The organism is Limnospira sp. PMC 289.06 (assembly GCF_032350395.1).
GTDB classification, from domain to species: domain Bacteria; phylum Cyanobacteriota; class Cyanobacteriia; order Cyanobacteriales; family Microcoleaceae; genus Limnospira; species Limnospira platensis.
On record NZ_JARPLC010000031.1, the window covers coordinates 1 to 26997 of the forward strand.

Consider the following 26997-nt stretch of genomic DNA (forward strand, 5'->3'; position numbering starts at 1 on the left):
GATGATAAATTCCGTCCCCGCCAATGGTAAATTACAGCCAGAGTTGGCGATCGCGCAGCGTGCCCGCCAGAAGTATCGCCTAGCCTCTGGGAAGTGCGACCTATCGCCTACCCTCTCGGAAGTGCGACCTATCGCCTACCCTCTCGGAAGTGCGATCGTACTCCCGATTATACAGGCAAGATACCGGACTACAAGCGATCGCAACGTGATCGTCGCACACTTTTGAAGGAAACTGTCATGGTACAATTTAAAGCCAATAAATAAGGGAGAGTCTATGAGTATTTTCATTCCCGAAGAGATTTTAAAAGCCGCCGAACTCAGCGAAGATGAATTAAAGGTCGAGCTGGCATTAATTCTGTACAAAAAAAACAAAATTAGCGGTGGACAAGTGCGGGCTTGGTTGGGTTTAACTGTTTTAGAATTTCAGCACGAACTCGCCAAAAGAGATTTATGTCTGAATTATGACTTTGAGGAACTCAATCAAGATGTACAAACCCTAAAAACACTGGGACTCCTATGATTGTTGTCAGTGACACTTCCCCAATTACCAATCTCGCCGCCATAGAAAAACTCGACCTTCTGCATTTACTTTATGGGACAATTACCCTTCCCGTCGCCGTTTATAATGAATTGACCCCGGCCGGAACTGACGAACCCATTCCCGGCACTCTCGAAGTCCAAACATTGCCCTGGATTGTAACTCGACCCGTCCAAAATACCCGACAAGTTGATGAAATTTTAGTTTCCCAACGGCACATTCATATCGGAGAAGCAGAAGCGATCGTACTGGCTCTGGAATTGAAAGCCGATCTGCTCCTCATGGATGAACGGAGAGGCAGAGCGCTGGCAACTGATTGTCAATTAAAAGTAACCGGATTGCTGGGTGTTTTACTACAAGCCAAACATCAAGAGGCAATTCCCGCCGTACAGCCTTTAATAGATCGGTTGATCGAAGATGCGGAGTTTCGGATAGAGAGCAAACTTTATCAACATTTTTTAAAATTGGCAGAAGAATAGCAAACAGTTGGCATACGATCGCCTAGCCTTTCAGAAGTGCGATCGCCTAGCCTTTCAGAAGTGCGATCGCCTAGCCTTTCGGAAGTGCGACCTATCGCCTACATTCTCGGAAGTGCGATCGCGTAGCGTGTCCGTAGTGCGTATCGCCTACTCTCTGGGAAGTGCGACCTATCGCCTAGCCTCTCAGAAGTGCGACCTATCGCCTACTCTCTGGGAAGTGCGATCGCCTAGAGTCTCAGAAGTGCGATCGCGTAGCGTGTCCGTAGTGCGTATCGCGTAGCCTCGGAGATAGCCAAGCTGAGTTCGGATTAATTTTCAAGCCTTCAGAATAACAAGTAACAGCCTCTTCTAAATTGCCCTGCTTAACCAAAGCATCCCCTAACCCATGATAAGCCCAAGCAAAATGGGGGTTAATATCTATTACCTGGTGATCAAGCGCGATCGCCTCATCCAACTTCCCAGACCGTTTCAACTGATTCGCCTGTCTCAGCAACTCACCCGCACTCATTCCCTCACCACTCCTCATAACTAGCTTACCAACACACCCACCCCCTGACATATCCCAGCATTATATCCTATCACGAGACTGACGCAACTTGACAAACATCTACCGAGCGATTCTCGGAAGTGCGTTCGCGCAGCGTGCCCGCCATAAGTATCGCCTACTCTCTCGGAAGTGCGTTCGCGCAGCGTGCCCGCCAGAAGTATCGCCTACCCTTTCAGAAGTGCGATCGCGCAGCGTGCCCGCCAGAAGTATCGCCTACATTCTCGGAAGCGCGTTCCCGTAGCCTCGGAGTGCGACGTATTGCCTAGAGTCTCAGAAGTGCGATCGCACCCCCGATTATACAGGCAAGATGCCTGGGCTACACTATGAGCGATCGCGCAGCACGTCTCGCCGGAGATTCGGTTTACCGGAATAAAGTGTTCGGTTATCCGTGATTGACAGATTTTAATTTTTATGATATAAGCCAGAAGTGGCAGGGGGAAATATATGGTGCGATCGCGTAGCGCGATCGCAATTCTGATGGGGGCATGAGGGCTGGGGGTTGACACGATGGGTGCGTTCGCGTAGCGTGCGCGTAGCGCAATCGCTCTCGATTATACAGGCAAGATGCCCCGAAAACGAGCCATAATTGGTGAGCAAATCAAAGCCTCAATCACCCATCAAATGGCGATCGCCCACCATGCCCAACATTCCTTTGACCACCGTGAAATTTGAGTGATTTTATGGGGCGAAGCGAGAGTGAAAATCCGCCCAACAACTTGGCAATGCCACCAGAATTTTGAGATTTTTTGGTCTCCTTACCTGGGGATGATAGAGCCGCCAAAAATGCCGGAGAAATCCGAAACAACTTGGCGAGTTGGGGAACCCCAATCGCCCCTGATGATTTGCTGATGGCCGCGCGAGCCATTGTCAATAATTTCATATTGGTCACTCACAATACCAGAGAATTTGAGCCGGTATCCGAGTTGAGAAGAGAAGATGGGGAAGTTTAGCTCGAATACCGAGGGCGGCGATCGCATAATACCTAGAGCGATCGGCATTCGGTTTGCCGGAATAAAGTATGCGGTTATCCGTACTTGACAAGTGTAGTTAATTGTGAATTGATGAAAATCCTTGGCAAGAATGTTCTCCTTGGGTATAATCGCTGGGTGAATACAACCCGTCTATATAGACTTGATTCTGGGGAGTCAGGGATTTAGTGAGGGGTAATCAACTGCTGCCGAGCCGTAAGCTAGAAGAGGCGGTGGATGGTTTTCAAAAAGCGATCGCCATCCCCATTTCCCTGGATTTCAGTAATCGTGCTAGGGTAGTGGTAGGCTGGCTGTGATGTAATGCGATCGCACCTTGCCACCTCCCCCTGCTGTTAAAGAATTTATTGAGACCTCAACCGGAATTATATCACCCGTCAAAGCGATCGCCAACCTCCGAGTCCCAGCCCACATCCCCCGTTACTCCCCCCATAAGCGGGTATATTAGCAGAAGTGGCGATCGTCCCAGCCCTCAATCGGTATAAATCCGGTTCCGCCAAGGATTGCGACCCTCCCAATTATACAGGCAAGATGCCCGGAAAAGGTGCGATCGCGCTTCTGTGGGGACGGCTGCACCCGGCGCATCACATCAAACACCTTCCGCGTCGTGTCCGGACGCCGGAATGCGATCGCCACAACGGGTGTCGTCAGCAATTCCGATGGAGCCATGAGCGCTGGGGGTTGACACGATGGGAGCGACGCTCTCGATTCTACTGGACCGACACACCTTAAACGGTGGGTTACGGCGGATTGCTATATTGCCTCACCGCCTGGGTTTCAGCCGCCTAACCCACCCTACACGAAAGCACATTTTTAGCCGTGTCGGTCCACTACAGGCAAGATGCCTGTGCTACGCGAAGAGCGATCGCACCTATCTCGTTTGCCCCGATCGCCACTCATTCAAAGCATTGACTAAAAGCAGCTACAAGTGCTAAAATTAGGCGTTATAAAAACTGGAAAATATTCGAGACGACTCAACCCAAAAGGAGAATCTCCAAACAATGCTTTATAAAGTTCCTTTGCTGCTCTCCCCCCAACCCGAAGGGGGATTTACTGTGACCTCCCCACTCTTGCCAGAACTTCTGACCGAGGGCGACACCGCCGAGGAAGCCCTCGCCAACGTTCAGGATGCCCTGGCTGCCGTGGTCGAGATTTATGAGGATTTGGGTCGAACTTTACCCCCAAATTTATGTGTTGCCGATGCCGATCATTCTGTGTGGCTAGAAACTTTAGTCGTGAGTTCATGAAGTATCGCGAAGTGGCCCGAAAACTGAAAGCATTGGGTTGTCAAGAATTGCCCCGGCGCGGGGGTGGCTCTCACCGAAAGTGGTTGAATCCCAACACAGGGCAAGCTTCGGCGTTACCGGATTGGGGAAGTCGCGATCTCAAAATTGGAACTCTACGGTCTGCACTGCGACAACTGGGAATTGATTGGGATGTTTTCAACAACACTTAATCAAAGCAATTAATCGCCTCGCATTGACAACAACCTTCATCGACCCCTCAATTTATAAATCCCATGACTTCCTTTCTGTCGGTGTAATTGATAACCCAATTTGCTGATGACCCGGTTTTTTCAAAAAACCGGGTTTCTCGAAACAAGCGATCGCGCGCGTCGGAGTCCGACGTATCGTCCGCTCAAATGAGGATGATGGAGAAACCTGAGAGCAACCCCCATCGACGAACAGCGGCGATCGCACTCTTAACTATCAATTAAGTTGCTCAAGTAATAATTCATTTACGAGTTGATTACCTTGGGGACTGAGATGGATGTGGTCACGGTAGAGACTCGGGGGGTCGGGGTGGCGGTTGAAGGGTGTAAGCAAATCGATAAATTTAATATTTTCCTGTTGGGTAAGGGATTGCAGACGTGAGCGTGCTTTAAGTTCGTAGTCCTTGGGTCCAGGCTGACCGATTTCCCGTAGCAGGGGAGTCATCAGCAGTAGGAATTGAGCCCCCTGTTGAAGAGCGATCGCATTTAGCTCTCTAATCATATCTAGGTTATAAGCCACCACATCCTGGGGACGTGGGCGAGAAGGTGGAGGGATAGGCTGATCGCGTCCTAAATAGCGGTTAAACAGTTCCAACAAGGCTAAAGGAGGTTTTTGGTCTGGATAGTTGCGATCGCGTCCGACAATGTGAGGATTAGGGATTCTAGCAAACAAATCATCGGTATTGAGTAGCAAAACTAAGCTCTGAGAACCAAATAAACCGAACTTCTGAACATAAGCCAATTGATTCGGGGGTCCCCAGGAATTAGCAGAAACATTGAGAACCTCCACCTGTTTGACTGGTAGTTGGGATTGAAGCTGTTGTGTCATCATGGCAGAAATCGTGTCATCCTGATCAGTCCACCATCCACCATTAGCAATAGAATCTCCTAACAACATGATCCGGAGAGTGTTATCTTCTGGTGTAGGGGCGATCGCATGAGAACGCATAGAATATTGATTAATCTCAATCCGGTTGCCAAATCGTCTGCTACTCTGATCACCAGCCAATAAATAGCCGATCTCCTCATCAGATACATAAATCAAAGGATTGCCAAAACCAAAAAAAACCCGTAACCCTAGTTCCAAAAGAGCGATCGCTCCCAGAACCCCAACTATCACTATCACCAGAATTTTGACCATCTCAGCCTCAAATTAGTCCCCGCGTGCAGAATTTGCTTAGTCAATTCTTTGAGTATCACAAGGATATAGCGAATCCACAAAAGTTACCAAGCATTGTAAAGTCTCAACAAGAATCTAGTCATATATAGTCAGATTTGACCAATATAGACATGAATTTCCGGCTCTGGACAATCGGCGATCGCACTTTCGCAGTTCGTGACTACTAACCCGAACAACCCGTAGTTACTGTCCAGAGTCCGCTCCAACTCCTCCGTTTCTCCCTCTAGCACCGCCTGGGAAAGTTTCGTCGGCAAATATAATTATTTATCAATTTCCGTCAAACAATTTACGCAAATTCTCAGCCCAAATATTCCCCGAATACAGAATCCTCCCATCTACCGCGATCGCATCATCGCCATCACTAGCTAATTATGTTAACTTTTGTAACAAAAAATTAAGTTTTGTTGCGAAAAATTTTTTTTTTGGGGGGGTGGGGTTGCCTTTTGGGGGGGTCTGCGCTATACTTTAAATAATGGGAATAGTCGAATTTTTTTTATTTGTGCATATATTCTCATTATGAAACAATATGTCAATATCCTATCATGAGTTCCCGGCTGTTGTCAACCCTCACCCGTTGTCTATAATGAATAAAACGATATTTTTGGGGGTTCCCAATCATGGCAGATTACCATATAGAAAATAATCAGGAATGGTGGAACCAGCAATGGTTAGACATTCTGAATCGCTATCGGTTTAAGAAACGATTGGAAAGGGCGAGAAATTATGCCAGACAGGGTAATGTTCTCAATATTGAATTTACTGGTCAGCGGGTTCTGGCGCAAGTTCAGGGGACGCAAGCCGAACCTTATCAAGTGGAATTGTGGTTAGATACTTTTACCGAGGAAGAATGGGGATATGTGATTGAAACATTATCCCAGCAGGCGATTTTTTCCGCCAAGTTGTTAGCAGGGGAAATGCCTTATAATATTGAGGATGTATTTGCTAAAAATGGCTTGCGGCTGTTTCCTTTTAATTTGGATGAAGTACATTCTCGCTGTAGTTGTCCAGATCCGGCTAACCCCTGTAAACATATTGGTGCAGTTTATTATATGTTAGGCGATCGCTTTAGTGAAGATCCATTTGTCTTATTTCAATTGCGGGGACGCTTGAAAGAAGAGATTATCGCTAAATTGCGACATATACGGGGTTCCGGTGAGGTTAAAAAAGACAGCAAAACCTCCCAAGTATCCCCATCTATCAAAGGTTATCAACCTCCTGTTGTTAGTGGATATTGGCAGTATAACCAACAGTTAGAATCTTCTTTAGTCGTGATTTCACCACCACCAGGAAGCGAGACAGTTTTGGATGTTTTGGGTCCAATTCCTCTGGGGACTACAGCTACGGCGGCGGATGTGGTTATGCAGTATTTAGACACCATTTATAAAAATGTTAGCGATCGGGCCGTTTTGATGGGATTAAATCGGGAGTCGGAAGGCTAATTTATCGGCAAAATAGATGCGATCGTCCGAGGGAGGTCTTGGGGTTCATTAATCATCAAATCCGGCTGATATTGAGCCAGGATATTAGCAGAGTTAAACCCCCAAGTGACTGCTATACTATAGATTTTCGACTTGTGCGCTGCTGTGATATCTCTGGTTTCATCTCCCACATAAACGGCTTGATGTTTGGGGATATTTTGCTGTTTGAGTAGGCGGTTAATAATTCGGTGTTTACCGAATAGTGTGGACTCAGAGTTGATATCATCAAAAAGTCCCAAAATACCATGTCGGTTTAACACAAATTCCACATTATTTCGCGAGTTAGATGTGATAATATATAGTTGACAGCCTTGGCGTTTCAGGTCCTGTAACGCTTCGGGAATACCCGGAAATAGAGAAATCGACCCGAGATTATTTTGTAATTCCTTCTGGACTTGGCGCAGGAGTCGGGGAATTTTGAATAGGGAAATATTGGACAGCTTAATAATTTGGCGATAATTGAGGTTTTGTAATTTGTCTAAATCACTAGCTGTGGTGGGGGAATATCCAAAATCTTCCGCCAGGTCGTTGATGATGCTAATCACCACTTCCAAGGTATCAGCTAAAGTCCCATCAAAGTCAAATATGATAATTTTTTGATAGCGATCGGCCATAGGGTTTAAGATATCCTTAAAAATGGCTATCATCAGTATACTACCCCCACCATAACATTTAACTCAGATAGAGATGAGATGAACCCCAACCCAAATGGCTTTTAACTATATTAACCGCAATTCTCACCTGACTAGCCCCCATCGAAATTTTATAGGGTTTATGAGGGTTTTTCGGATTAGGATCTATAGTTACCACGTTATTTTCCCATAGGCGACTCTCCCGCGACCAGTCAAGTTGCGCCAACTCAGATATTTGATTTCGATTAAACTCATTTTGCTGACCGTCATAGGTCATATATAACAGTCGCCCCAGTATTTCCAAGCCCACCCGAAAACCCAATAAATATTTTTCCTTAAAATTCGCCACTTCTTCAACCGTTAATTCATCCACACTCTGATTAGCAATATGTGATGTTACCAGACATTCCGAAAAAAACTGATTCAGACATTGAGTTAATTCATGGGATGCCATTTCTACATCATAATCTTCTAAGTCATTATCCGGCTGATTAGTAAAAGCACAACTAACCAAATTAACAATATAAGCATTAGTATAAATCAACTTCTGCTTAGTGGAAGGGCTTTTTTTCACCTTCTCAGTTTTCCCATAAAACATCGAAACGCGATTCACCAAATTTTTGGTAATACCAATGCGACCCGAATGTTCCCCAAAAGAAACCAGCAAAGATTTATCTAATTGTCTGGCTTGCGCCATATCCCTAAAATCGGTCTGACACTGATTAAAATTCTCCTCCAAAACCAAAGTAATCGGAAAATCATCCTCACCGATTAACTTTCCTAAATCACTTTCAATTAATTGATGAATCGCCGTTTTGCGGTGTTGTCCATCAGTGATATCTAACTTATGACCACGGGGAATTACCACAAAACACACGCCTCTACCCAAGTCAATAATTTGGATATCTTCAGGATTAACATTAGCTGTCAATGTTCCCAAAATCCAGGGTTGATTTTTCTGAACACGCTGGAGAATATAGTCTTTAATTTCCTCAGCATGACCTTTAATCTCCGGTCGATTTTTGCCAGAGTCCGGGTCATTTCCCAGGGAGGGTCGCGCCTGTAGCAGAGTTGGTAAATCTTGGGCTGGGACATTAATTTGAATCATTTGTCGCCCTCCCTGGCGACACATCAACCCCAAATAACACCTTTCGCGGAAGTATTCAGTATAAAAGGGTGCTACCAAATTGTCGATTTTATGGAGAGGTTCATCATTAGCCATGGTTTAATTAGTTGTTATTAATTTAATATCTATGGCTAGATCATATCACAAATCTATAGGGTCAGGTAATCCTACTTCCCTCGGTTTAACTATCCGACCCTCAAAATTAATCGCCCGATTTTCAAAAGTGCGCGCCTCAGCCAATTGTTTCCGTAGAATTGCCTCATCCATTAATTCGGTGATTTCTCCTAGTAAATAAACAATTAAATTTGTAGCCAAAGACCGACCAGCTACTCGGACGCGGCGTTTATTGGGATCATATAATACCCCATACCATATAGATTGAGGGTATTCAATATGATTAAAACCACCCTCTTCATCAAATTTAACTAACTTTTGAAATACGGTTTCCAATGGTTGTTTATGGTGAAAGACTACCTTACCAATACCATGAGCGATCGCTATTTGTCCAACTGGTCTAAACAAAATATTTCCTAATCCTGGGGGGCGTTCAAATCCGAATCTTCTCAAATCGGGAGTTTCCATTTCTTGTGTCAGTTTTTGATAACTGGGTAAACTCGCCAAACCATCAAATAAAACCATTAATTCCTGAATCCCTGATGCCAACTCTTCCGGTTCGGGACGGTAGGGAACTAAACCCGGTTGTGTCGCTTTCCAGCCCTGAAATTTGGGGTGACAACCTAGATATAATTCCGCCATATCTCGTAAGGCTTGTAAGGTGGTTAATACTGTTGATTTGGTGGCAACCGTGGCGCTATCCCAGTTAATCCGAGGCTTACGTCCTGGTTCATCTTTGAGTAGGGGATGATTAACGGCTACCTGACGACAAACAATCGAAAAGCCGTCATTTTCATCTAATGCAGCCAACTGTCCTTTACTGAGTTTAACTGCCATTTGATTAAGATGTACAAAAATAGACCTAATCCGCCTTTGTGCCTGTTGTCTAGTTTCTCCAGGTAAGACAGCCGGGATAAATTCAATGCCAATAGTTTCCTGGTTTAACTCGGCTAGTTTCTGTTCTGGCTGTATATTTTCTATCGGCAAATTATCCCAATTTATTGGTTCACCTACCGGCTTTTTCAATTTACTATAGGGTTGTAATTGGTGGGTGTTTAATAATTCTATAACTCCCTGAATTCCCATAAGTCTATGCTGTCCATCTAAAGCAAAGACAGACACGGGTGATGATAAATCTAATATGCCTATTTTTCCATGTTCATCTAAGGGTATATATTCGGCTGCTGAACAGGTAGCTTGTCCGTTTTTATCCCATTGTGGCGCTTTCGGGTTATCTACCCAATCGGGACTAATAACGACGACGAGGGGGGGGAATTTTCGATCCCAATTGTGGGTAATGAGGTATTGCACCAGGATAGCTTGACGTGACCAGTCTAGGGGTCGCTGTAGGATAGCATCAATGGTTTCTGCACCTCTTTCTATGTTTTGGGTTTCCCGGTCAATATGGCTTTTAAATAGGGGTAATTCAGAAGCATAACCAATTTCACGGGCGGCCCATTCCAGGCTGACTGCGCCTATATATCCTTGGGTGACTCCCATTGATGTGGGTTGAACTAAAATGCGATCGCTATTATTTACCAACTGGGTTAGCAATTGTCCTAGTTCCCCCGGCTGGACTTCTGGTTTTGGGTTCCTTGCGATCGTCATAGCTATTGTACTACTATACTGATATGGTTTTTAAAAACTTCTGTGCCAACCCATATACTATCCTATATGGGGCATTTCGGCAAGGCTATTCTATCTGTTAGGAGGGACCGTGACTAAAAGCAGACTAGACAAACATAGCCGAAACTTGGTAGACTACTGTGAGCAGTTTGCCAATCTTAAAGTCAGCAATACCCGGCAAAAAGGACAGGCTCCCTATAAGCCTATTTTACTTTTATCAGTAATAGATCTGATAGCAGAGGGATTAATTACGGAGAATCAAATCACTGTATCTGATGAGTTAGTTAGTACATTTAACCAATATTGGCAAATTTTAGGTAATCCATCGTACTCAGGCGGACTACACTACCCTTTTTTTCATCTTAAACGAGATAATTTTTGGCACATACAATTTCATGAGGAATTTGATGGTTTTCAGCCTAAGAGTATAGGAAAACTCAAACAAGCAGTAAATTATGTTAAGCTAGACAATGAGCTTTTTGACTTTCTTCAAAATGAAAAAACTAGACAAGAGTTGACTAACATACTAATTGCAACCTGGTTGTCAAATAACCATGAAGACATAGAATCATTGGTGAATCTTAATGAAAAGTTAGCCATGCTTGACTATGGACAAAAACCTACTTCAGAACCGCCCACTTATTACATCACAAAATCATGGATTAGACAGGCATTTTTTAGAAAATTTGTGGTACATATTTATGATTATAAATGTGCTTTTTGCGGCTTAAATATCAGCAGAAATCTTAGTCAAAATATTGTAGATGGCGCACATATTAAGCCCTTTTATAAATTCCATAACAATCAAATAAATAATGGTATTTCATTTTGCAAAAATCATCACTGGGCATTTGATATGGGCTGGTTTTCTATAGACAGCAGATACAGAATTGTAATTGGCAGTAATTTAAAAGAAACTCAATCTATGGGGAAACAGATCAAAGAATTTCACGGAGAGCGAATATTTTTGCCATCTCAGGAAAAATACTATCCTAGTATTGAGTCGCTACAATGGCATCGTTACAATATTTTCAGAGCTTAATTATTGACAGGAGTATTATCAAATGAACGCCGAACAAATCAATTTATTTCCACCTAGTCAAAATACGCCAAATACCAAAATTGAAGAATTTGTAGAATCACTAGAATTGTTAACCCAAGAAATTCAAGAACTCTACTGCTTGGATCATATTCCTTGGGTGATAGGTTATTCTGGCGGTAAAGATAGCACAGCCACATTACAACTAATTTGGAATGCGATCGCCAAACTACCCCCAGAAAAACGCCATAAGAAAATTCATGTAATTACAACAGATACCTTAGTTGAAAATCCAGTAGTTTCAGCGTGGGTTAAAAAATCTTTAGAAAAAATGCAAGAGGCTGCTAAGACGCAAAATATGCCCGTCCAAGCTCATTTGCTAGTCCCTGAGATAGCACAGACATACTGGGTAGGTTTAATTGGAAAAGGATATCCAGCACCTCGACATAAATTCCGATGGTGTACTGGGCGTTTAAAGGTAGACCCATCAAATCGCTTTATCCGTAATGTTGTCCGCTCAAGTGGTGAAACAATTGTAGTCTTGGGAACCCGTAAAACAGAAAGTGCTAATCGAGCAGCAATTATGGAAAAGCGAGAATTAAAGCGTGTGAGAGAACACCTCTGTCCTCATCCTCATTTACCTAGTTCTTTGCTTTATACTCCTATTGAAAGCTGGACAACTGATGAAGTATGGCTGTATTTGATGCAGTTTGAAAACCCTTGGAATTACAGTAATAAAGACTTGTTTGCAATGTATCGAGGTGCTACAGCAGACAATGAATGTCCCTTAGTTATTGATACCTCAACCCCTAGCTGTGGAAGTTCTCGTTTTGGCTGTTGGGTTTGCACATTGGTTGATAGCGATAAATCACTGACAGCAATGATTAATAATGATGAAGAGAAAGAATGGTTACAGCCTCTGGTTGATTTTCGTCTGGAATTAGATATATGGAATGATCACGATAAAAGAGACTTCCGGCGGATATTTGGGACGGTGCAATTATTTGAAAGAAATGTTGATGGAGAAACCTCAGTCGAACCGATACCAGGACCTTATAAACGAGAATGGCGGGAATATTGGTTAAAGCGGGTATTAGAAGCTCAACAACAGGTTCGTAAAAATGCACCGCCTGATATGCGGGATATCACCCTAATTCAACCGGAGGAACTTAGCGAAATTCGGAGGATATGGTTGGAGGAAAAACACGAATTTGATGATAGCTTACCGAGAATTTATCAAGAGGTAACAGGAGAACCTTTTGAAGACCCGCGTCCTGGTAATAATGCTATGTTGGGTGTAGATGAATGGCAGATTTTGGAGGAACTCAGCGAAGGAGATATGATGTATTTAGAACTAATGACGAAACTGCTGGATACTGAACGACAGTATAAAACGATGTCGCGGCGTACCGGAATCTATGATACCTTGGAAAGATGCTTTGAAACCAGTTCAAGATCGCAATCAGAAGCGATCGCAAATGCTCACTATCAGCGGAACCTGAAACAAGCAGCTAAGGAAGGAAAAGTTGAAGATATCAAAAAAATTGTCAATGGTGAAAAACCCGAACCTCCCCAACAACTAAATTGGGCGAGTCTCAAATTTAGTTAGGGCTGATGTATTAAGATACTGTAGGGGTTAGTTATCCTGTGATTTGTGATGGGTCACAGGTGGGATTAATCCTGTAGGATGAAAATTGATGTCTTACTCAATAAGTTGTTTATTTCTGCCTCGACTCTATTAACCTTTACGGAAACTGCTATTCTGTGATTTTCCTGGAATTGACTCTGCAAAACTTCGGCCCCTATCGCGGTAAACAAGTGATTAACCTGCGTCCGCAAATTACTGGTGAAACGGTCAGTCCTATTGTCCTACTTGGAGGGATGAATGGAGGGGGAAAAACTACGCTAATGGATGCTATGCGTTTGGTTTTTTATGGTGCGCGCGCCCAATGTTCGACTAGGGGAAATATTGCATATTCTGATTTTCTGAAACAGGCGATTAATAAACATACGCCGCCCCATGAACAAACTTGCGTTGAACTATTATTTGAACATATTTTAGAGAATAAACAGGTGGAATTCCGCATACAAAGACGCTGGAATAGAAATCTGAAAAATGGTAAGGATACTTTGGGTATTTTAATTGATGATTGGCCGGATAAGGGTTTGGTTGAAACTTGGGATGAACGGGTTGAAGATTTCTTTCCTTTGGGAATTTCTAATTTGTTTCTATTTGATGGGGAACAGGTGAAGGAATTGGCGGAATTAGACAGTCCTCCGACTACGGTTATCCAGGCTATTCAGTCGCTTTTGGGGCTGGAATTGGCTGAACGTTTATCGGTGGATTTGAATATTTTGGTGAGTCGGAAACGTAAGGAGTTGGCTGAGGTTTCTGAGTTGGCTACTTTGGAGGAAATTGAGTCGAGATTAAATGAACAAATAGCAGATTTAGAAAAGGCAAAGTTGGAGGTTTTGCGAGTTGATGGGGAGTTGCAAAAAGCCCATAAACGAGAAAAAGAAACTCGTGATAAGTTTCGGACTGAAGGGGGTAAACTAGCCCAAGATAGAGACCAAATTGAAGCACAATTACACAAGGAACAAGAGAGGTTAAATGGCAAGCGCGATCGCCTCAGAGAAATAGCGGCGGATATGTTGCCTTTGGGATTAATTCAGCCTCTGTTACATAGGGCAAAATTGCAGGGTGAAAAGGAAATCAGTGATCACAAAGCCAGAATTGCGCGGGAGGTGGTGGCGGAACGCGATCGCCGATTATTCGACTATTTAAAAACTCTGGATTTAGGAGAGATTACTTTGGATAAAGTTCGGAGTTTTTTGGAGTCGGAGAGTTCCCAAAATTCCGATGAGTATTTACGGGAAGTTTGGTTAGATATGGATGAAATTACTCTCCGACAGCTTACCAGTGTCCTGGAACATCAACTGCCTAATCAAATTAGTCAAACGGAGTCTTTAAAACAGGAGCTGATAGGCATTCAAGAGACGATTGTAGCTAAGGAAAGACAGCTAAATGTGGCGGCACCCCCGGAGGTTTACGAAGAACTGTTAAAGGCCGTTTCTGATGCGGCGGCGGATGTGGCGAAGGTGAAAAATGATTATGATCAAGCTATAGGTCAGCGCGATCGCTATGAGGCTATGGTGGAAAAAACTAAAAAAGAATTGTCGCAATATAGCCAGGTGACTATCGATCGCAAAAATGCCAACCACATTATCCAAACTTCCGAAAGGGTACAGCAAACTTTAGTACAATTTCGGGAAAAGTTGACTCTCCGAAAACTTAATAAATTGGAAATAGAAGTCACTGAATGTTTCCGCTATCTTCTCCATAAATCAGACCTAGTTCATCGAGTGGTTATTGCTACCCAGGATTTTAGTTTGTCTCTGTATGACCCCCAAGGTCAACCCGTCCCCAAACATCGCTTATCTGCAGGGGAAAAACAACTATTGGCGATCGCTTTTTTGTGGGGTCTAGCGCGGGTTTCTGGTCGCCAGCTTCCTGTTGCTATTGATACCCCCCTGGGAAGGCTAGACTCTTCTCACCGCTACAACCTAATTGAACGATATTTTCCCTCCGCCAGCCATCAGGTAATTTTGCTATCTACAGACACAGAAATTGGCGAACCCGAATTAAAAAGCCTGCGAGAACAAGATGCGATCGCCCGTGAATATTTACTCAAATATGACCCCAAACAAGGACACACAACTATTGTACCTGGTTATTTTATCAACAATTAACTTTGATGGGTTTGTAGCCAAATTTCTAAACTCACTAATAACCAGAGTTTTATGCCAAATTTTTGATAAGCCGGACTTTGTGGATTAAAAAATTCTTTAATAAACTTTTGGTTAATATAGGGGGCGATCGCCGCATTTTTATTTAATAATAATGCCTGGGTGCGTTGTTTCCAATGGTGGTAAAACCATGAACCTACAGGAACCCGCATCCCACTTTTAGGGCGATAAATAATCGATGCTGGTAATATATCAGTAACCGCTGCTTTTAACACTGCTTTCTCATTAGCAGCAGAGAGTTTATATGCTGGTGGCACTTGTAAACTTAGGTCAACAATTCGCTGATCAAATAATGGCGATCGCCCTTCTAAACCCGCCGCCGAGGTCATATTACTGACTTTGGTTAAAATATGGTCTGCCCCCTTAAATTTAATATTAATTAGCATCAATCGATTTAAATATTCGTTGGCGGCATTTAAGTCGGGTTCAAACACTGAAGGCGCATCTTTCACCTGCTGCCAAATTTCTGGTTTCATAAGTTCCGGTAAATGGGGATAGCATTTTTTAAAAGACTCTAAATAGGTGGTCAGACGATTAGGAAAATGGTTGTAAATATTCCCATACAATTCATAGAGTAACATCGGCTTATTTTTCGGACCGCCAAAACAGGGGTCGCCTCCTTCCCCGTTTAAAATAACTCCGACATCCTGTTTAGCTACCTGTCCTAATAAATAGTTAGGAACCGTCAGAGGATCACCAATGGGGTCGTCTAAATTTGCCATAGTAATTGCTAGATTATCCCATACACTTTCTGGCTTTATTTCCAGAATATGATGCTGAGTTTGGCAATGTTCGGCTACTAAATTGGCAAATTCTAATTCGTTGGGATATTCAGCACCAAAATGGATAGAATAAGTATGGACTTGATGCTGATGAAATTGACTTGCTAAAGCTGTAATAGCACTAGAGTCTAATCCCCCTGATAAATAAGTGCCGACAGGTTCCCCAATAGGTAGGGATTCTTCCACTACTTCATTAAGAAGCGATCGCAATTTTTGGCTGTAATATTCTAGGGGTTGATCGCGATCGCCTATTTGTTCTTCAGGTTGCCAATAAACTTGTATTTCTGGAGATTTCCCCGCGTCTGACCATTGGTGTATTGTCCCCGGACGTACTTCTTTTACCCCTTCCCAGATGGTTTGTTCTCCCGGAATAAACGCACAAGAAAGATAGTCTCGTAAAGCTAGATAATCTAATTGCTGGGGATGAAATTTCCCTAGGGTTGACAGACGAGGTGCTACCCGCAAAATACCTTCGTTAATTGTATAGTATAGATTTCTCGCGCCTACAGGATCTCGCCCTAGCCACAGTCGCCGTTGGCTTCTATCCCAAATTACTAAGGCAAACATTCCTTGTAACTCCGAGAGGACTTGGGGAATATTATCCCTGCTGTCTAAATGGTCTAATAATTCCTCAATATCCCCGTTAATTAAATTACTGTCCCCTACTATGACAAATCGCTGCTTTAAGCTGATAATTGGCTGGGTTTGGTAAATGGCAATTGTCTCCTCTTGCCAAGTTATTTCATCCGATGGAGTGATATAATTACCTAAACTTACCCACCAATTTGGCCGGATTTCTGGCCCTGGTAATCTTTGACGATGACGAGGTTTCAAAAGCTGCCAGGATGATAAAAAAGACATATTCTGCTCCAAGTTGCATTTTAGCCGAAATTCCTTCACAGGGGTTGACAAATTGGTGCAATTTGTGGGATTATTTAAGTGTAATGCTTCATAATAGAAATCTAACCTTTTTTTAAAAAATTGGCAATATTCCCATTATCTAAAAAGTATAGCACAAGTCCACCCCAAAAGCTACCCCCTCCCAGAAAAAGGCGATTTTTTTAACATTTCTTAACTTTTCTTTACAAAACTTCATGAAATTAGGTTAACGGCAATTTTTGGGTCATCAAAGCGATCGCCCCAACCATAATCTGATGTTCACATACTTGAATGCGCTGATGGAGAGTTTCGGGGGTATCTTGGGGTAAAACGGGGACAGCCGCTTGCATCAAAATCGGGCCGCTATCAACAGCCAACTCGACAATATGAACCGTGCATCCTGTTATTTTAACTCCCGATTCTAAGGCTTGTTCAACGCCACGAATACCGGGAAAACTGGGCAATATGGCGGGGTGTAGGTTAATAATTTGGTGAGGAAAAGCGGTCACCAAAACCTGGGTAGCAATTCGCATCCATCCCGCAAATACAACTAAATCAAGATCATATTGATTGAGGGTATCAACAACCTGCTGATCAAAAATTTCTCTAGTGGGGTAGTCGCGGTGGTTAACCAGAATAGTGGGAATATCAAACTTTTCGGCGCGTTGTTTAACCTTAGCCTTGGGGTTATTGTAAACTAAAACCTGTATTTGGGCGTTAAGTTGTCCATCGCGTATTTTTTGGGCAATTACTTCAAAATTACTGCCACTACCGGAAGCCAAAACCCCTAATTTGATGGGTTTTCCGGGAATAAATAGGGGGTCAGGTAAGGGGGGATAAATTAGATAGGGTGTAGAATCAATGGGGTTTTGATAGGGAATCATGGATTTAAGCAATGATATCGCTGCTGTGGCTAGAAGAATTCCGGCACTTGAGTAAGTATACGCGAAACGGGAATAGGTTAGGCGAAATATTCAACCCAACCTACTACCAAAGCTGGGGAAAGATTATGCGATCGCCGAATTATCCCATTGCAAATAGGGCAACTTAGCAGCAGTAGCGCCGATTTGGTCACTATTAGCAATCAACTGACCGCAATTATCCCAACTACCATTAATAAAAGACTGTCGCGATCCTTCATTCATGTTCACATCAATAGTTAGGTCGCCGCCGTGAACTTTCAGCGACCCCAGATCCATGATAATTTCAACTTGGGAATTTTGCTGTAATAACTGTTGTAATTGTGTGACCGCCTCTGGTGTAGCCGTGACACAGGGAACTCCGATCGCCACGCAATTACCCAAAAAGATTTCCGCGAAACTTTCCCCCACAATGGCTTGAATGCCCCATTTTGCGATAGCTTGGGGGGCGTGTTCTCGGGAGGAACCACAGCCAAAATTTTCATTAACCACCAAGATATTAGCACCTTGATATTGTGGGAGGTCAAAGGGATGGTTTCCGTTTAATTGTTGACGGTCATCAGCAAATACTTGTTGTCCTAAACCATCAAAGGTTACACAGCGTAAAAACCGGGCGGGAATGATGCGATCGGTGTCAATATCACCACCAACTAAGGGGATACCGCGTCCTGACACCTTGTGAATTTTACTCATGATTTTTGACTAGGAAGATTCCGATTAGTTAACAAGAGGAAATAAGGAGAGTTCCCCCCTACCCGGTTGCATCAGGTAATGGGGGTACTAATTAACTAGGCTTCGATTAACTTACGAACATCGGCAACTTTTCCGTTAACCGCCGCCGCGACTACCATGGCGGGACTCATTAATAATGTGCGTCCGGTAGAGGAACCTTGACGGCCTTTAAAATTGCGATTAGAAGAAGATGCACTAATTTGGTTTCCCTGTAACTTGTCAGGGTTCATAGCCAAACACATAGAACACCCGGCTTCTCGCCACTCAAAACCTGCTTCTCGGAAGATTTGATCAAGTCCTTCAGCCTCAGCGGCTTGTTTAACTCTTTCGGAACCGGGAACTACAAAGGCTTTCACCCCGGCGGCGACTTTGCGACCTTGGGCAAATTTAGCCGCCTCCCGTAGGTCGGTTAAGCGTCCGTTGGTGCAACTTCCGATAAAGCAAACATCAACTTTGGTTCCCTCAATGGGAGTTCCGGGGGTAAACTCCATATAGCGGTATGCTTCTGATGCGATCGCCTGATCGCTGGGGGGGAGATTTTCCGGTTTAGGGATGACCTCATCAACGCCAATACCCTGTCCGGGAGTAATTCCCCAAGTGACGGTGGGGGGAATATCAGCAGCATCAAAAGTTACCACATCATCATAAACCGCATCGGCATCACTGCGAATTTGTTGCCACCAGGCGATCGCCTTATCCCAATTTTCGCCTTTGGGTGCAAAATCGCGGTCTTTGAGATAGTCAAAAGTGACTTGATCGGGGTTAACATAGCCACAACGTGCGCCGCCTTCAATAGACATATTGCAAACAGTCATCCTTTCTTCCATTGACATGGCTTCAATGGTGGTGCCGGCGTATTCGTAAGCATAACCCACGCCGCCTTTAACTCCCAATTGGCGAATCACATGGAGGGTGACATCTTTGGCGTAGACCCCTGGGGGGAGTTGGCCGTTAATTTCAATGCGACGAACTTTGAGTTTTGATAAGGCTAGGGTTTGGGAAGCGAGGACATCCCGAACTTGGGAAGTACCGATACCAAAAGCGATCGCCCCAAAAGCGCCGTGGGTCGAGGTGTGGGAGTCTCCACAGGCGATCGTCATTCCCGGTTGAGTCAGGCCTTGTTCCGGTGCGATTACATGGACAATGCCTTGATTACCCGAACCGATATTATAAAATCGGATCTTGTGTTCCGCACAGCTTTTTTCTAAGGCTTGCATCATCTCCTCAGCCAGGACATCCACAAAGGGACGGGCCTGATTTTCCGTGGGGACGATATGATCCACCGTGGCGACGGTGCGTTGTGGGAATAGGACTTTCAATTGGCGATCGCGTAACATCGCGAAAGCCTGGGGACTTGTCACCTCATGGATCAGGTGTAGACCAATGAAGAGTTGAGTCTCACCGGATGGTAGGGTTCCCACTGTATGGAGGTCCCAAACTTTATCAAATAGTGTTCCTTTGCTCATAAAACCATCGGTTAATCGGCGTATCCAACGCGCTGATATATCTGCCCTATTTTAACCTGTTTGGGAACGGTGGTAAAGCGGGGCGACGGCTCGACCCCCTCAAATGCCCTAATTTCCCAACTATCTGAGGTTTTAGCCCCCGATCACTTTTCCGATTTGCTATAATAGAGTTAACAAAAGAGCGCTCTCCCCCCTTGATTCTGGATAGAGCGCTCAGTCCCCAATATTTTGATCACAAGGGTATAATACCACAATGAGTAAAAGTGCGATCGCCACCGCTGCTAACAGCCGGTTGGGGTTTTATTCTTCCCCTTTGGTAGAGCCAGAAACCCCCAAAATTTCCCCTCTCATTTCTCAATCCATCAAAATCGAAAATATTGATACTATCGGCCCCGGCAATACCCCGCGACTCGTTTATAAAACTTCCGCTGGTCGTTGCAGTCGTCTCGTATCTAAAGCTGATTTTGCTAGGGTTTGGTCTTGTTATCTGTCAATTCGAGGCGTAAAACATTCCCGAATTTTGGAGATTAACATCACCGACCACAGCTTAATTATCCAGACCAATCAAGGCACGGTTGCCGTCGATAAAAACCAGGCTAAAATGTTCCTATCTCGCTATAATCGAGTAGCCCTAGAACCTCTACAAGTGCGCCTAATCCCCCAAGGTGCAGTAGTTTGGAACCCCGATCATCATACCCTATCCTTAGTAAAATCGGGAGGATGTACCTGTGAAGATTGGCGGTATCGGCAAACCATTTGCAAACATCAAATTGCTGCCCAATTGTGTCAGATGTCATCTAATTAATTAAATTTATATCTCCCAGTAGTTAAAAAATACTATTGGGGGATATTTTATGATATAATTAAATGGGGTTTCTGATGCTTTCTACTAATGCCGAATAATCCAGGTCGCCCAAATCTAAATTGGTGATTGCCTGTGCGATTATCTCTTGCACCCCCGATAGTCCGGCGACATTTAACTGAGAGGCGATCGCTTCATTGATAAACAAATTAGTATCCTTTAACAGGTGCTTAGTCGGAAAATTGGGATCGGCATAATTCCCATCAACCATGCGTTGTAGCTTTTTATCAAAGGTCGGCGCATATAACGCACTATCCCGGAGAATTTTCATAAAAATTTCAACATCTGCACCCTGACGCTGAATAAAGCTGAGACTCAAGCCAAAGGCCGCCGTGAGGGACGCAATTAGTTGATTGAGGGCTAATTTCACAGCCGCCGCCGCACCGACCTCCCCAATTAGCATCGCCTCCCCCAGGGGTGCAAGGACTTTCTCCCACCGTTGCAACTGTTCGCCAGTTCCCCCCACCATAATCTGAAGTGTACCGGATTTTACCTGGGGAATGCTACCCAAAACCGGAGCCTCCATATACTCCCCCCCTACAGCAACTATTTTGTCTCTGATGGCTTGGCTTTCCCGTGGGCCAATAGTACCCATTTGGATGGCGGCGCGACCCCGCCAGTGTGGGCGAATATCAGCGGATAGTACCGTATTTTCAATGGCGGGCGCATCTGCTAACATCAAAATAGTGCAATCACAAGAGGCGATCGCATCTTTTACCGATGAGGCGATCGCTACTCCCCTATCCTCAAGAGGCTGTAATTTAGTAGCAGTGCGGTTATAGGCGACTACATCTAATCCCCCCTCCAATAGTCGCAGGGCGATCGGTCCTCCCATAAGTCCGGTTCCAATTAATCCAACTTTCATGAGCATCAATAACTTATTTGCAGTTATTGTATATCTTAATGATTGCCCAATTATTCCAATCAGACATTAACCAATAATATTTTCAAAACTATTTGATTATAGACTACAATATGGGTAAGTGCTGACAGCAGGTTTTGCCAATGCTCACCCCTAAACCATAACGATCATATCAATGGGTAAATAGAAATCACTAGGAATATGTCAAGATTTAATCATGTCTAACCTATTTAATTCTGCTAGTTCCCCCGCTATTATTGAAGCTGTCGAAAAGCTGGGATATCGCGTCAGTAGCGCTGATGTCGCCATTCAAGCTGGCCTTGAAGTTAACCTCGCTCAACAGCAACTTTTAGCCCTAGCATCAGAAGCCGGAGGACACCTACAAGTAGCTGAGTCTGGGGATATTGCCTTCCTATTTCCCCAGAATTTTCGCGCTGTCATGCGAAATCGATATTGGCGGTTAAGAGTTTATGAATGGTGGCAAAAAGTCTGGCGAATACTATTTTATTTAATTCGCATTTCCTTTGGGATTATGTTATTGGTGTCCATAGTCCTAATTTTTATAACCATTGCAGCGATTCTATTTTTTGGCGATTCTAATCGCAACGGTGGCGGTGGCGGCGGTGGCGGCGGTTCCCGTGGTCGCGGCCTCATTTTTATTCCCCACTTTTGGTTTCACCCTAACTCCTTCTCATTCCTGAGTTGGGATAATGGCAATTATTATCGCCAGCAACAGAAGATTACCAAGAAACAGAAGAAAGAGAAAATGAACTTCTTTGAAGTCGTGTTTTCTTTCCTGTTTGGAGATGGCAACCCTAACTATAATTTAGAAGCACAGCGTTGGCAGGAAATCGCCACAGTAATTCGCAATAATCAAGGTGCAGTAGTAGCTGAACAAATTGCCCCTTATTTGGATAATTTGGGTAACGCATATTCCCAGGAATTTGAGGACTATATGCTGCCAGTTTTAACTAGGTTTAACGGACAGCCAGAAGTGAGTCCCCAAGGACAGTTAGTATATCATTTTCCCGAATTACAAACCACTGCCACTAAATATCGACCCCAACCCGTCCCCGCCTACCTCAAAGAAAATAATTGGAAGTTTAGCAATGCTACTTCTAATCAGTTAATGTTAGCAGCGGGTTTAGGTGCGGTTAATTTCGTCGGCGCATTGATTTTAGGTCATTTACTAGAAGATGGCGCAATAGCAGCACAAATGGGTGGCTTAGTGGCATTTGTGGAGATAATTTATCCCCTACTTTTTGCCTATGGTGCGGGTTTTATGATTGTCCCTTTAATTAGATATTTTTGGGTACAGTGGCGCAATGGTAAAATCGCCGTGCGTAATGAATACCGCCAGTCTCATGCGATCGCCTTAAATCAAGCTGATGATACCCTTCAACAAAAGTTAAAATATGCCCGAAAATTCGCCGCAGAAACCGTCATTAGCAATCAGGATTTGGCTTATACCACAGAAACCGATATGCTTGACCAAGAAGCTGCTAACGCTGATAAAATTGATGCAGAATGGCAGAAACGTCTCAACCAATCTGATGGGAAATCCACCTAAAAACTCTAGTCTACAATCGATTCTGAAAACATCATCTCAAACACCTGACGACGTTTTTTTGGTGAATCAGGCGTTAGGTAACTCCAGAGTGTTTCCCAGTAGAAAAAACATACACCATCTAAATGGCGATCGCGTACTTCTTGCACCTGTGCAGCAATCTCCTTAATCGCCACAGGATTATGCAAAGTACCGCTTAAAATACCGATACTTAGGGGAACTTTTTGTTGAGTAGTAATCAGCGAATGGTGTTCCAGTTCTTTGATAAATCCTTCTAAGCTATTGCGATAAACTTGTAACACAACTTCATCTATCCAGCCACGATTGACCCAAGTTAACCAATCCTGTAAATAAACATTATAGGTAAATTCGTATGGATTAGGAGATAGGGAAACAATACAATCAGGTTTCGTGGCTTTAATAGTTGTAACTAAATGTTCAATAAAGTCAGTAATTTTGTTAGAACGCCACCGCCGCCATTCCGGGTCTTGGGGATTATCTGGGGGAGATTTTCCCTGATGTTCCTGTTTGTAAAGGCTGACCGTATAGGGGTCATAACCAAACTCAACCGGAATACCGAAATGATCATCAAGTTGAATACCATCTATATTGTATTTCATCACCACTTCTATGATTAAATCTTCCAGAAATCTCTGGACTCCTGGATGTAAAGGATTTAGCCAAACATTGCGAATCGGACTTAATAGCAACAGCCTCCGAATTTGATTAAATAATCTGGCATTAACCGGCTCTGGTTCCGTGGTATATCTAGGAAGTATTAGCCTACCATCTTTGGTAGTTGTTACCCATTCGGGATGTCTCTTGACTAACTGAGAATTGATGGGAGCCATAAAACCATATTCTAACCAGGGAATTACTCGTAATCCGCGATTATGTCCTTCGATGACAATTTCCGACAGGATATCTCGTCCTAGTCGGCTGATATGTAGTAGAGAATCTTGGGATTGTCCGGTGACTCTGCGACTGACTGCACTCTTAAAAAATGTCGTGCCTCGGTTCCAAATTACTGGGTAAACTGTGTTAAAATTAAGGGTAGATAATTGGTCTAGGGCGCGGTTTATTCCCCAGGGAAAAAACAGAACTCCGCTGCTAACATTGGTTATCCATACTCCCCGAATTTCCTGTTCCGCACTAACGGCTGTTTGGTGTATGGTGACAGGCGGAATTGCGGCTATGGTTAATCCACAGGTTATTAAAATTATCAGGATTACCCGGATTAAAGATTTAGACAAATTTAGGGGTTTCACGGATTTGATAATTTTAGGCATTCAAGGGGTGGTGATTTAACCGAAACTCGAAGAAGCAAAGATAGCGATATCTGTAGATGTTCTGCCATCAACTGTGCTATAACTACTGGTAGTGTCATCTGACCACTTAGTAGAGTTTAAGTTAAATTGTCGGCTGAGAATTTGTAAGAGTTTGGCTGGTGGTAATGATTCTAATTCGACAAAATTTCCGGCTTCTAACCATGCTATTTCTTCCGGTGATAGGGTGGTGCGAATTTCGGAAGAGATGGCTTGTGATTGTGCCTCGAATGTCTCAGAATTACGGATAAAGAAACCTTTACTATTTAAAACTTGTTGGGGTGTTAAACCTACGTCATAAATAGGTATAGTAGTGTTGGCAAACCATTGAGGGGTATTCCGCAAATGATGGGTTAAGGAGACACCCCGAATAGTAGCGTCATGGACGGCATAAACTACTAATTCGGCATTGCGTTTAGCCATTTCTAAGATGGTGGAAAAAATATTTTCAGGGTATCCAGTAATACTGACAATTGCACAATTGTGATTGAAGTGAAAGTTATTAGCAATTAAAAATTGAGCGATCGCCGAATTATCACACACCATCAGGCGATCGAAACTATAGGAGGTAATGTCAGGACTAAGCACAGCATTACTCTCTGATTGTTTGGGAGGTGGTAAGAGTTTACCTATGGGACCATTAACTACACTCCAGCGATTTAACCAAGTATCTAATTCTGTTGATACGAGCGGAAATTTGTCAACAGTATGACTAAGCATTTGACGACGACTCTCTCCTATATATATCATAAATAAACCCAGACCTACACTCAGTAGGAAAATTATAAATCTGATACTGTTGGGATTGATAATCAGCAATATTACTGATGCAAATATCTCAAATAAACCGATAAATTGCAAAAATCTCGCCTGTTGTTTACGCAATGATACGGGTTGATTTTCTGACTTTATTTGTGCCGACAATATCTTCAAAGTTATGAACGAAACCAGGAGTGGCACAGAAAATAAAATAGTTACCCAAAAATATATAATCAGGAATAGTATGGCGTATGGATAGGGGGTAAATTTCTTCTTTCGGCCTAATTTGCGTTCAAAAAAGTAGATTAATTGTTTTTTGGTGAATAAAAGATTCCCCAGACCTGAAACTGATTCAATATATTTCTGAAAGCCGGGGTCACTAAAGGGAGAACCTGTTTTAGGTTCAAATACAAATTGATGTCCGCAACTTTTACATCTGCCACCATAGGCGGTGCGTTCTTTAAAGTTATTCTCGATACCACAATTGATACACTTCATAATCTGATTGTTTGATAATTAAACCTGGCAGCCAATTGATTTTAACTTAAATATCTACCTGCTGGGTTAAGAGAATATTATAATCTTCCCGTTGGCGAATTAACTGATGTTTTCCCTGTTTTAGTAAGACCTCCGCTGGTCGAGGTCGGTGCAGAAAGTGGGAAGACATGGCGTAACCATAAGCGCCACAGTCTAAAATAGCGAGGATATCTCCCCGTTTAAGTTGCGGAAGTTGGCGATTTTTTCCCAGATAGTCGCGGGAGTAGGTTGTATTCCCACAAACATCAGTAATATAATGGTTGGGTGTATCAGAAAATGGCACAATTTCTCGATAATTTCCATAGACTGAGGGAACGGATAAATTAGCAACTGTGGTATCAACTCCCACTATCTGTTTGGGAGATTGCCATTTAGTTGAGACTACTTTAGTTAATAGGGTTCCACAGGAGGCGATCGCCGACCTTCCTGGTTCAATAATTAAATCAATTTCTCGGTCAAGTTGATTAAGTTCTGCCGTGATTTGTTCCCCGAACAATTGCCAATCAAAGGCTGATTTTTGGTGTTGATAGGGGTAGCCAAAACCACCGCCAAAGTCCAGATATTGCCAATCTGGTAACTGCTGACCGATAGCTAACAGGGGTTTAATAACCTGGGTAAAAGAGGAAGTTGCATTAGTGCCAGTGCCGCGATAAAAATGCAGTCCGCTAATTTTTAAGCCAGCAGATGAGGCTATTTTGATGGCTTCTGGAAATTCCTGGGGATTAACACCAATGCGACTATCGCCATTAATTTCCGGCAGATTTAGCCGAAATCCTAACTTAGGCAAAAAATCAGGTTTTAGTTGTTGGAAAACTTCCCCAAATAGCTGGAGTTGGTCGAGACTGTCTAAATTATAGGTAGTGATTCCCCAGTTTAATAATAATTGAAACTCCCGGTGATTTAAATTACTGCCACTATAAACTATTTGCTGGGGATGAAAGCCAGCTTTGAGTCCTAAAAATGCGTCTCCTGGTGTATTGGCGTGGAGTCCCCAGTTAGCCTGTTGAAAAATCTTGAGTAAGGCAATATTGCCATTGGTGACACTAGCGAATTTAAAGCGAGTTTTTGGATAGTTAACAGCCCCACCAATATGGTTAATTGTCTCCTGGAGAATCTCAGCATCATATACATACAGAGGCGAACCATATATATCTAGTAGTTTTTGCGCTAAAGCGGCAGAAAAAGGCAAGTTTTGAGACTGGTTAGGGTTGATGGTTTTGGCTTCAGTGATATTCATTAATTATTGATGTGATTTAACTGCT

General features: G+C 43.4%; 32 protein-coding genes. 14 read left to right on the plus strand and 18 right to left on the minus strand.

The genetic code is table 11. From position 1 onward, the window contains the following. From P5674_RS09120 to P5674_RS09135, 4 genes are all read left to right on the plus strand, one after another. The coding region (locus P5674_RS09120) for a hypothetical protein (RefSeq protein WP_014277571.1) at positions 1–226 on the plus strand (226 nt) is incomplete at its 5' end. 48 nt (positions 227–274) lie between these two features. Next, positions 275–520, plus strand: coding sequence for a UPF0175 family protein (locus P5674_RS09125; RefSeq protein WP_006615867.1), 246 nt, complete (start codon positions 275–277; stop codon positions 518–520). After that, entirely contained in the window at positions 517–1017 is a 501-nt protein-coding gene (locus P5674_RS09130; protein ID WP_006615868.1) for a DUF3368 domain-containing protein, read from the plus strand. Before P5674_RS09125 ends, P5674_RS09130 begins: the two co-directional genes overlap by 4 nt. Positions 1018–1024: 7 nt before the next feature. Next, complete coding sequence (locus P5674_RS09135; RefSeq protein ID WP_014277570.1) at positions 1025–1297, plus strand: hypothetical protein; 273 nt, start codon at positions 1025–1027, stop codon at positions 1295–1297. Here P5674_RS09135 and P5674_RS09140 read toward each other — a convergent pair. The 4 genes from P5674_RS09140 to P5674_RS09155 form a co-directional block, all read right to left on the minus strand. Next, a complete protein-coding gene (locus P5674_RS09140; protein WP_231852059.1) occupies positions 1253–1525 on the minus strand; it encodes a tetratricopeptide repeat protein in 273 nt (90 codons plus the stop codon). The two genes, P5674_RS09135 and P5674_RS09140, sit on opposite strands and share 45 nt — an antisense overlap. Positions 1526–1728: 203 nt before the next feature. Further along, positions 1729–2070 carry a hypothetical protein gene (locus P5674_RS09145; protein ID WP_148261883.1) on the minus strand — a complete coding sequence of 114 codons (342 nt, stop codon included), beginning with the start codon at positions 2068–2070 and terminating at the stop codon, positions 1729–1731. 104 nt (positions 2071–2174) lie between these two features. Beyond that, on the minus strand, positions 2175–2444 hold the full coding sequence (locus P5674_RS09150) for a hypothetical protein (protein WP_014277567.1): 270 nt from the start codon (positions 2442–2444) through the stop codon (positions 2175–2177). Positions 2445–2449: 5 nt separating this feature from the next. After that, positions 2450–2605, minus strand: coding sequence for a hypothetical protein (locus P5674_RS09155; RefSeq protein ID WP_014277566.1), 156 nt, complete (start codon positions 2603–2605; stop codon positions 2450–2452). 115 nt (positions 2606–2720) lie between these two features. Between P5674_RS09155 and P5674_RS09160 the strand changes: the two genes are divergently transcribed. Beyond that, the gene (locus P5674_RS09160; RefSeq protein WP_286131290.1) at positions 2721–2849 is read left to right on the plus strand and encodes a hypothetical protein; all 129 of its coding nucleotides are present in this window, start codon (positions 2721–2723) and stop codon (positions 2847–2849) included. Between the two features lie 78 nt (positions 2850–2927). Here the strand turns inward: P5674_RS09160 and P5674_RS09165 are convergent, their stop codons facing one another. Further along, entirely contained in the window at positions 2928–3050 is a 123-nt protein-coding gene (locus P5674_RS09165) for a hypothetical protein (protein WP_315669944.1), read from the minus strand. A gap of 3 nt (positions 3051–3053) precedes the next feature. Between P5674_RS09165 and P5674_RS09170 the strand changes: the two genes are divergently transcribed. From P5674_RS09170 to P5674_RS09180, 3 genes are all read left to right on the plus strand, one after another. Beyond that, entirely contained in the window at positions 3054–3221 is a 168-nt protein-coding gene (locus tag P5674_RS09170) for a hypothetical protein (protein ID WP_158307583.1), read from the plus strand. A 330-nt stretch (positions 3222–3551) separates the two neighbouring features. Beyond that, positions 3552–3797, plus strand: a complete 246-nt coding sequence (locus P5674_RS09175) for a type II toxin-antitoxin system HicB family antitoxin (RefSeq protein WP_006616355.1) — start codon at positions 3552–3554, stop codon at positions 3795–3797. Then, the gene (locus P5674_RS09180) at positions 3794–4006 is read left to right on the plus strand and encodes a type II toxin-antitoxin system HicA family toxin (RefSeq protein WP_006616354.1); all 213 of its coding nucleotides are present in this window, start codon (positions 3794–3796) and stop codon (positions 4004–4006) included. Before P5674_RS09175 ends, P5674_RS09180 begins: the two co-directional genes overlap by 4 nt. 253 nt (positions 4007–4259) lie before the next feature. Here the strand turns inward: P5674_RS09180 and P5674_RS09185 are convergent, their stop codons facing one another. Both P5674_RS09185 and P5674_RS09190 read right to left on the minus strand, forming a co-directional pair. Then, on the minus strand, positions 4260–5183 hold the full coding sequence (locus tag P5674_RS09185) for an SGNH/GDSL hydrolase family protein (protein ID WP_006616353.1): 924 nt from the start codon (positions 5181–5183) through the stop codon (positions 4260–4262). Between the two features lie 128 nt (positions 5184–5311). Next, on the minus strand, positions 5312–5476 hold the full coding sequence (locus P5674_RS09190) for a hypothetical protein (RefSeq protein ID WP_006622250.1): 165 nt from the start codon (positions 5474–5476) through the stop codon (positions 5312–5314). Between the two features lie 363 nt (positions 5477–5839). On the opposite strand from P5674_RS09190, the gene P5674_RS09195 reads away from it, so the two are divergent. Next, positions 5840–6661, plus strand: coding sequence for an SWIM zinc finger family protein (locus P5674_RS09195; protein ID WP_315669946.1), 822 nt, complete (start codon positions 5840–5842; stop codon positions 6659–6661). On the opposite strand, the gene P5674_RS09200 is transcribed toward P5674_RS09195, so the two are convergent. From P5674_RS09200 to P5674_RS09210, 3 genes are read right to left on the minus strand one after another with little or no spacing between them, the layout of a single operon-like run. Then, positions 6658–7347, minus strand: a complete 690-nt coding sequence (locus P5674_RS09200; RefSeq protein WP_006619835.1) for an HAD-IA family hydrolase — start codon at positions 7345–7347, stop codon at positions 6658–6660. The genes P5674_RS09195 and P5674_RS09200 overlap by 4 nt on opposite strands. A gap of 25 nt (positions 7348–7372) precedes the next feature. Then, on the minus strand, positions 7373–8554 hold the full coding sequence (locus P5674_RS09205; protein WP_006619836.1) for a DNA sulfur modification protein DndB: 1182 nt from the start codon (positions 8552–8554) through the stop codon (positions 7373–7375). Positions 8555–8599: 45 nt separating this feature from the next. Beyond that, positions 8600–10180, minus strand: coding sequence for a DGQHR domain-containing protein (locus P5674_RS09210; protein ID WP_315669947.1), 1581 nt, complete (start codon positions 10178–10180; stop codon positions 8600–8602). Positions 10181–10289: 109 nt separating this feature from the next. On the opposite strand from P5674_RS09210, the gene P5674_RS09215 reads away from it, so the two are divergent. From P5674_RS09215 to dndD, 3 genes are all read left to right on the plus strand, one after another. Further along, entirely contained in the window at positions 10290–11240 is a 951-nt protein-coding gene (locus tag P5674_RS09215; RefSeq protein WP_315669948.1) for an HNH endonuclease, read from the plus strand. Positions 11241–11262: 22 nt separating this feature from the next. Then, entirely contained in the window at positions 11263–12846 is a 1584-nt protein-coding gene (dndC, locus tag P5674_RS09220) for a DNA phosphorothioation system sulfurtransferase DndC (protein ID WP_014277561.1), read from the plus strand. Between the two features lie 155 nt (positions 12847–13001). After that, complete coding sequence (dndD, locus tag P5674_RS09225) at positions 13002–14987, plus strand: DNA sulfur modification protein DndD (protein ID WP_006619839.1); 1986 nt, start codon at positions 13002–13004, stop codon at positions 14985–14987. Here dndD and P5674_RS09230 read toward each other — a convergent pair. The 4 genes from P5674_RS09230 to leuC form a co-directional block, all read right to left on the minus strand. Continuing rightward, positions 14984–16687, minus strand: a complete 1704-nt coding sequence (locus P5674_RS09230; protein ID WP_014277560.1) for an asparagine synthetase B family protein — start codon at positions 16685–16687, stop codon at positions 14984–14986. The genes dndD and P5674_RS09230 overlap by 4 nt on opposite strands. 239 nt (positions 16688–16926) lie before the next feature. Continuing rightward, positions 16927–17589, minus strand: coding sequence for a phosphoribosylglycinamide formyltransferase (gene purN, locus P5674_RS09235; RefSeq protein ID WP_014277559.1), 663 nt, complete (start codon positions 17587–17589; stop codon positions 16927–16929). Between the two features lie 123 nt (positions 17590–17712). Further along, positions 17713–18318, minus strand: coding sequence for a 3-isopropylmalate dehydratase small subunit (leuD, locus tag P5674_RS09240; protein WP_006619842.1), 606 nt, complete (start codon positions 18316–18318; stop codon positions 17713–17715). A gap of 95 nt (positions 18319–18413) precedes the next feature. Then, positions 18414–19823, minus strand: a complete 1410-nt coding sequence (gene leuC / locus P5674_RS09245; RefSeq protein WP_006619843.1) for a 3-isopropylmalate dehydratase large subunit — start codon at positions 19821–19823, stop codon at positions 18414–18416. A 253-nt stretch (positions 19824–20076) separates the two neighbouring features. On the opposite strand from leuC, the gene P5674_RS09250 reads away from it, so the two are divergent. Continuing rightward, positions 20077–20628 (plus strand): SWIM zinc finger family protein, encoded by a 552-nt coding sequence (locus tag P5674_RS09250; RefSeq protein ID WP_315669949.1) that lies wholly within the window; start codon positions 20077–20079, stop codon positions 20626–20628. Positions 20629–20686: 58 nt separating this feature from the next. On the opposite strand, the gene P5674_RS09255 is transcribed toward P5674_RS09250, so the two are convergent. Continuing rightward, positions 20687–21556 carry an NAD(P)-dependent oxidoreductase gene (locus P5674_RS09255; RefSeq protein WP_006619845.1) on the minus strand — a complete coding sequence of 290 codons (870 nt, stop codon included), beginning with the start codon at positions 21554–21556 and terminating at the stop codon, positions 20687–20689. Positions 21557–21764: 208 nt separating this feature from the next. Here P5674_RS09255 and P5674_RS09260 point away from each other — a divergent pair, with 208 nt between their 5' ends. Continuing rightward, entirely contained in the window at positions 21765–23117 is a 1353-nt protein-coding gene (locus P5674_RS09260) for a hypothetical protein (protein ID WP_315669950.1), read from the plus strand. A 5-nt stretch (positions 23118–23122) separates the two neighbouring features. Here P5674_RS09260 and P5674_RS09265 read toward each other — a convergent pair whose 3' ends face one another. Genes P5674_RS09265 through P5674_RS09275 form a run of 3 tightly spaced genes read right to left on the minus strand, consistent with a single transcriptional unit; the run spans position 23123 to position 26972 of the window. Then, positions 23123–24403: a glycoside hydrolase family 10 protein gene (locus P5674_RS09265; protein WP_006619847.1), complete on the minus strand. Its 1281-nt coding sequence runs from the start codon at positions 24401–24403 to the stop codon at positions 23123–23125. Positions 24404–24418: 15 nt separating this feature from the next. Further along, complete coding sequence (locus P5674_RS09270) at positions 24419–25696, minus strand: hypothetical protein (protein ID WP_315669951.1); 1278 nt, start codon at positions 25694–25696, stop codon at positions 24419–24421. A 46-nt stretch (positions 25697–25742) separates the two neighbouring features. Beyond that, a complete protein-coding gene (locus tag P5674_RS09275; RefSeq protein WP_315669952.1) occupies positions 25743–26972 on the minus strand; it encodes a decarboxylase in 1230 nt (409 codons plus the stop codon). Positions 26973–26997 lie beyond the last annotated feature (25 nt).

What these genes read in the sequence shown, in the direction of transcription:
- P5674_RS09125 (WP_006615867.1), top strand. Translation starts at nt 275, where the DNA reads ATGAGTATTTTCATTCCCGAAGAGATTTTAAAAGCCGCCGAACTCAGC.
- P5674_RS09130 (WP_006615868.1), top strand. Translation starts at nt 517, where the DNA reads ATGATTGTTGTCAGTGACACTTCCCCAATTACCAATCTCGCCGCCATA.
- P5674_RS09140 (WP_231852059.1), bottom strand. Translation starts at nt 1,525, where the DNA reads ATGAGTGCGGGTGAGTTGCTGAGACAGGCGAATCAGTTGAAACGGTCT.
- P5674_RS09150 (WP_014277567.1), bottom strand. Translation starts at nt 2,444, where the DNA reads ATGAAATTATTGACAATGGCTCGCGCGGCCATCAGCAAATCATCAGGG.
- P5674_RS09175 (WP_006616355.1), top strand. Translation starts at nt 3,552, where the DNA reads ATGCTTTATAAAGTTCCTTTGCTGCTCTCCCCCCAACCCGAAGGGGGA.
- P5674_RS09180 (WP_006616354.1), top strand. Translation starts at nt 3,794, where the DNA reads ATGAAGTATCGCGAAGTGGCCCGAAAACTGAAAGCATTGGGTTGTCAA.
- P5674_RS09185 (WP_006616353.1), bottom strand. Translation starts at nt 5,183, where the DNA reads ATGGTCAAAATTCTGGTGATAGTGATAGTTGGGGTTCTGGGAGCGATC.
- P5674_RS09195 (WP_315669946.1), top strand. Translation starts at nt 5,840, where the DNA reads ATGGCAGATTACCATATAGAAAATAATCAGGAATGGTGGAACCAGCAA.
- P5674_RS09200 (WP_006619835.1), bottom strand. Translation starts at nt 7,347, where the DNA reads ATGATAGCCATTTTTAAGGATATCTTAAACCCTATGGCCGATCGCTAT.
- P5674_RS09205 (WP_006619836.1), bottom strand. Translation starts at nt 8,554, where the DNA reads ATGGCTAATGATGAACCTCTCCATAAAATCGACAATTTGGTAGCACCC.
- P5674_RS09210 (WP_315669947.1), bottom strand. Translation starts at nt 10,180, where the DNA reads ATGACGATCGCAAGGAACCCAAAACCAGAAGTCCAGCCGGGGGAACTA.
- dndC (WP_014277561.1), top strand. Translation starts at nt 11,263, where the DNA reads ATGAACGCCGAACAAATCAATTTATTTCCACCTAGTCAAAATACGCCA.
- P5674_RS09230 (WP_014277560.1), bottom strand. Translation starts at nt 16,687, where the DNA reads ATGTCTTTTTTATCATCCTGGCAGCTTTTGAAACCTCGTCATCGTCAA.
- purN (WP_014277559.1), bottom strand. Translation starts at nt 17,589, where the DNA reads ATGATTCCCTATCAAAACCCCATTGATTCTACACCCTATCTAATTTAT.
- leuD (WP_006619842.1), bottom strand. Translation starts at nt 18,318, where the DNA reads ATGAGTAAAATTCACAAGGTGTCAGGACGCGGTATCCCCTTAGTTGGT.
- leuC (WP_006619843.1), bottom strand. Translation starts at nt 19,823, where the DNA reads ATGAGCAAAGGAACACTATTTGATAAAGTTTGGGACCTCCATACAGTG.
- P5674_RS09250 (WP_315669949.1), top strand. Translation starts at nt 20,077, where the DNA reads ATGAGTAAAAGTGCGATCGCCACCGCTGCTAACAGCCGGTTGGGGTTT.
- P5674_RS09255 (WP_006619845.1), bottom strand. Translation starts at nt 21,556, where the DNA reads ATGCTCATGAAAGTTGGATTAATTGGAACCGGACTTATGGGAGGACCG.
- P5674_RS09260 (WP_315669950.1), top strand. Translation starts at nt 21,765, where the DNA reads ATGTCTAACCTATTTAATTCTGCTAGTTCCCCCGCTATTATTGAAGCT.
- P5674_RS09265 (WP_006619847.1), bottom strand. Translation starts at nt 24,403, where the DNA reads ATGCCTAAAATTATCAAATCCGTGAAACCCCTAAATTTGTCTAAATCT.
- P5674_RS09270 (WP_315669951.1), bottom strand. Translation starts at nt 25,696, where the DNA reads ATGAAGTGTATCAATTGTGGTATCGAGAATAACTTTAAAGAACGCACC.
- P5674_RS09275 (WP_315669952.1), bottom strand. Translation starts at nt 26,972, where the DNA reads ATGAATATCACTGAAGCCAAAACCATCAACCCTAACCAGTCTCAAAAC.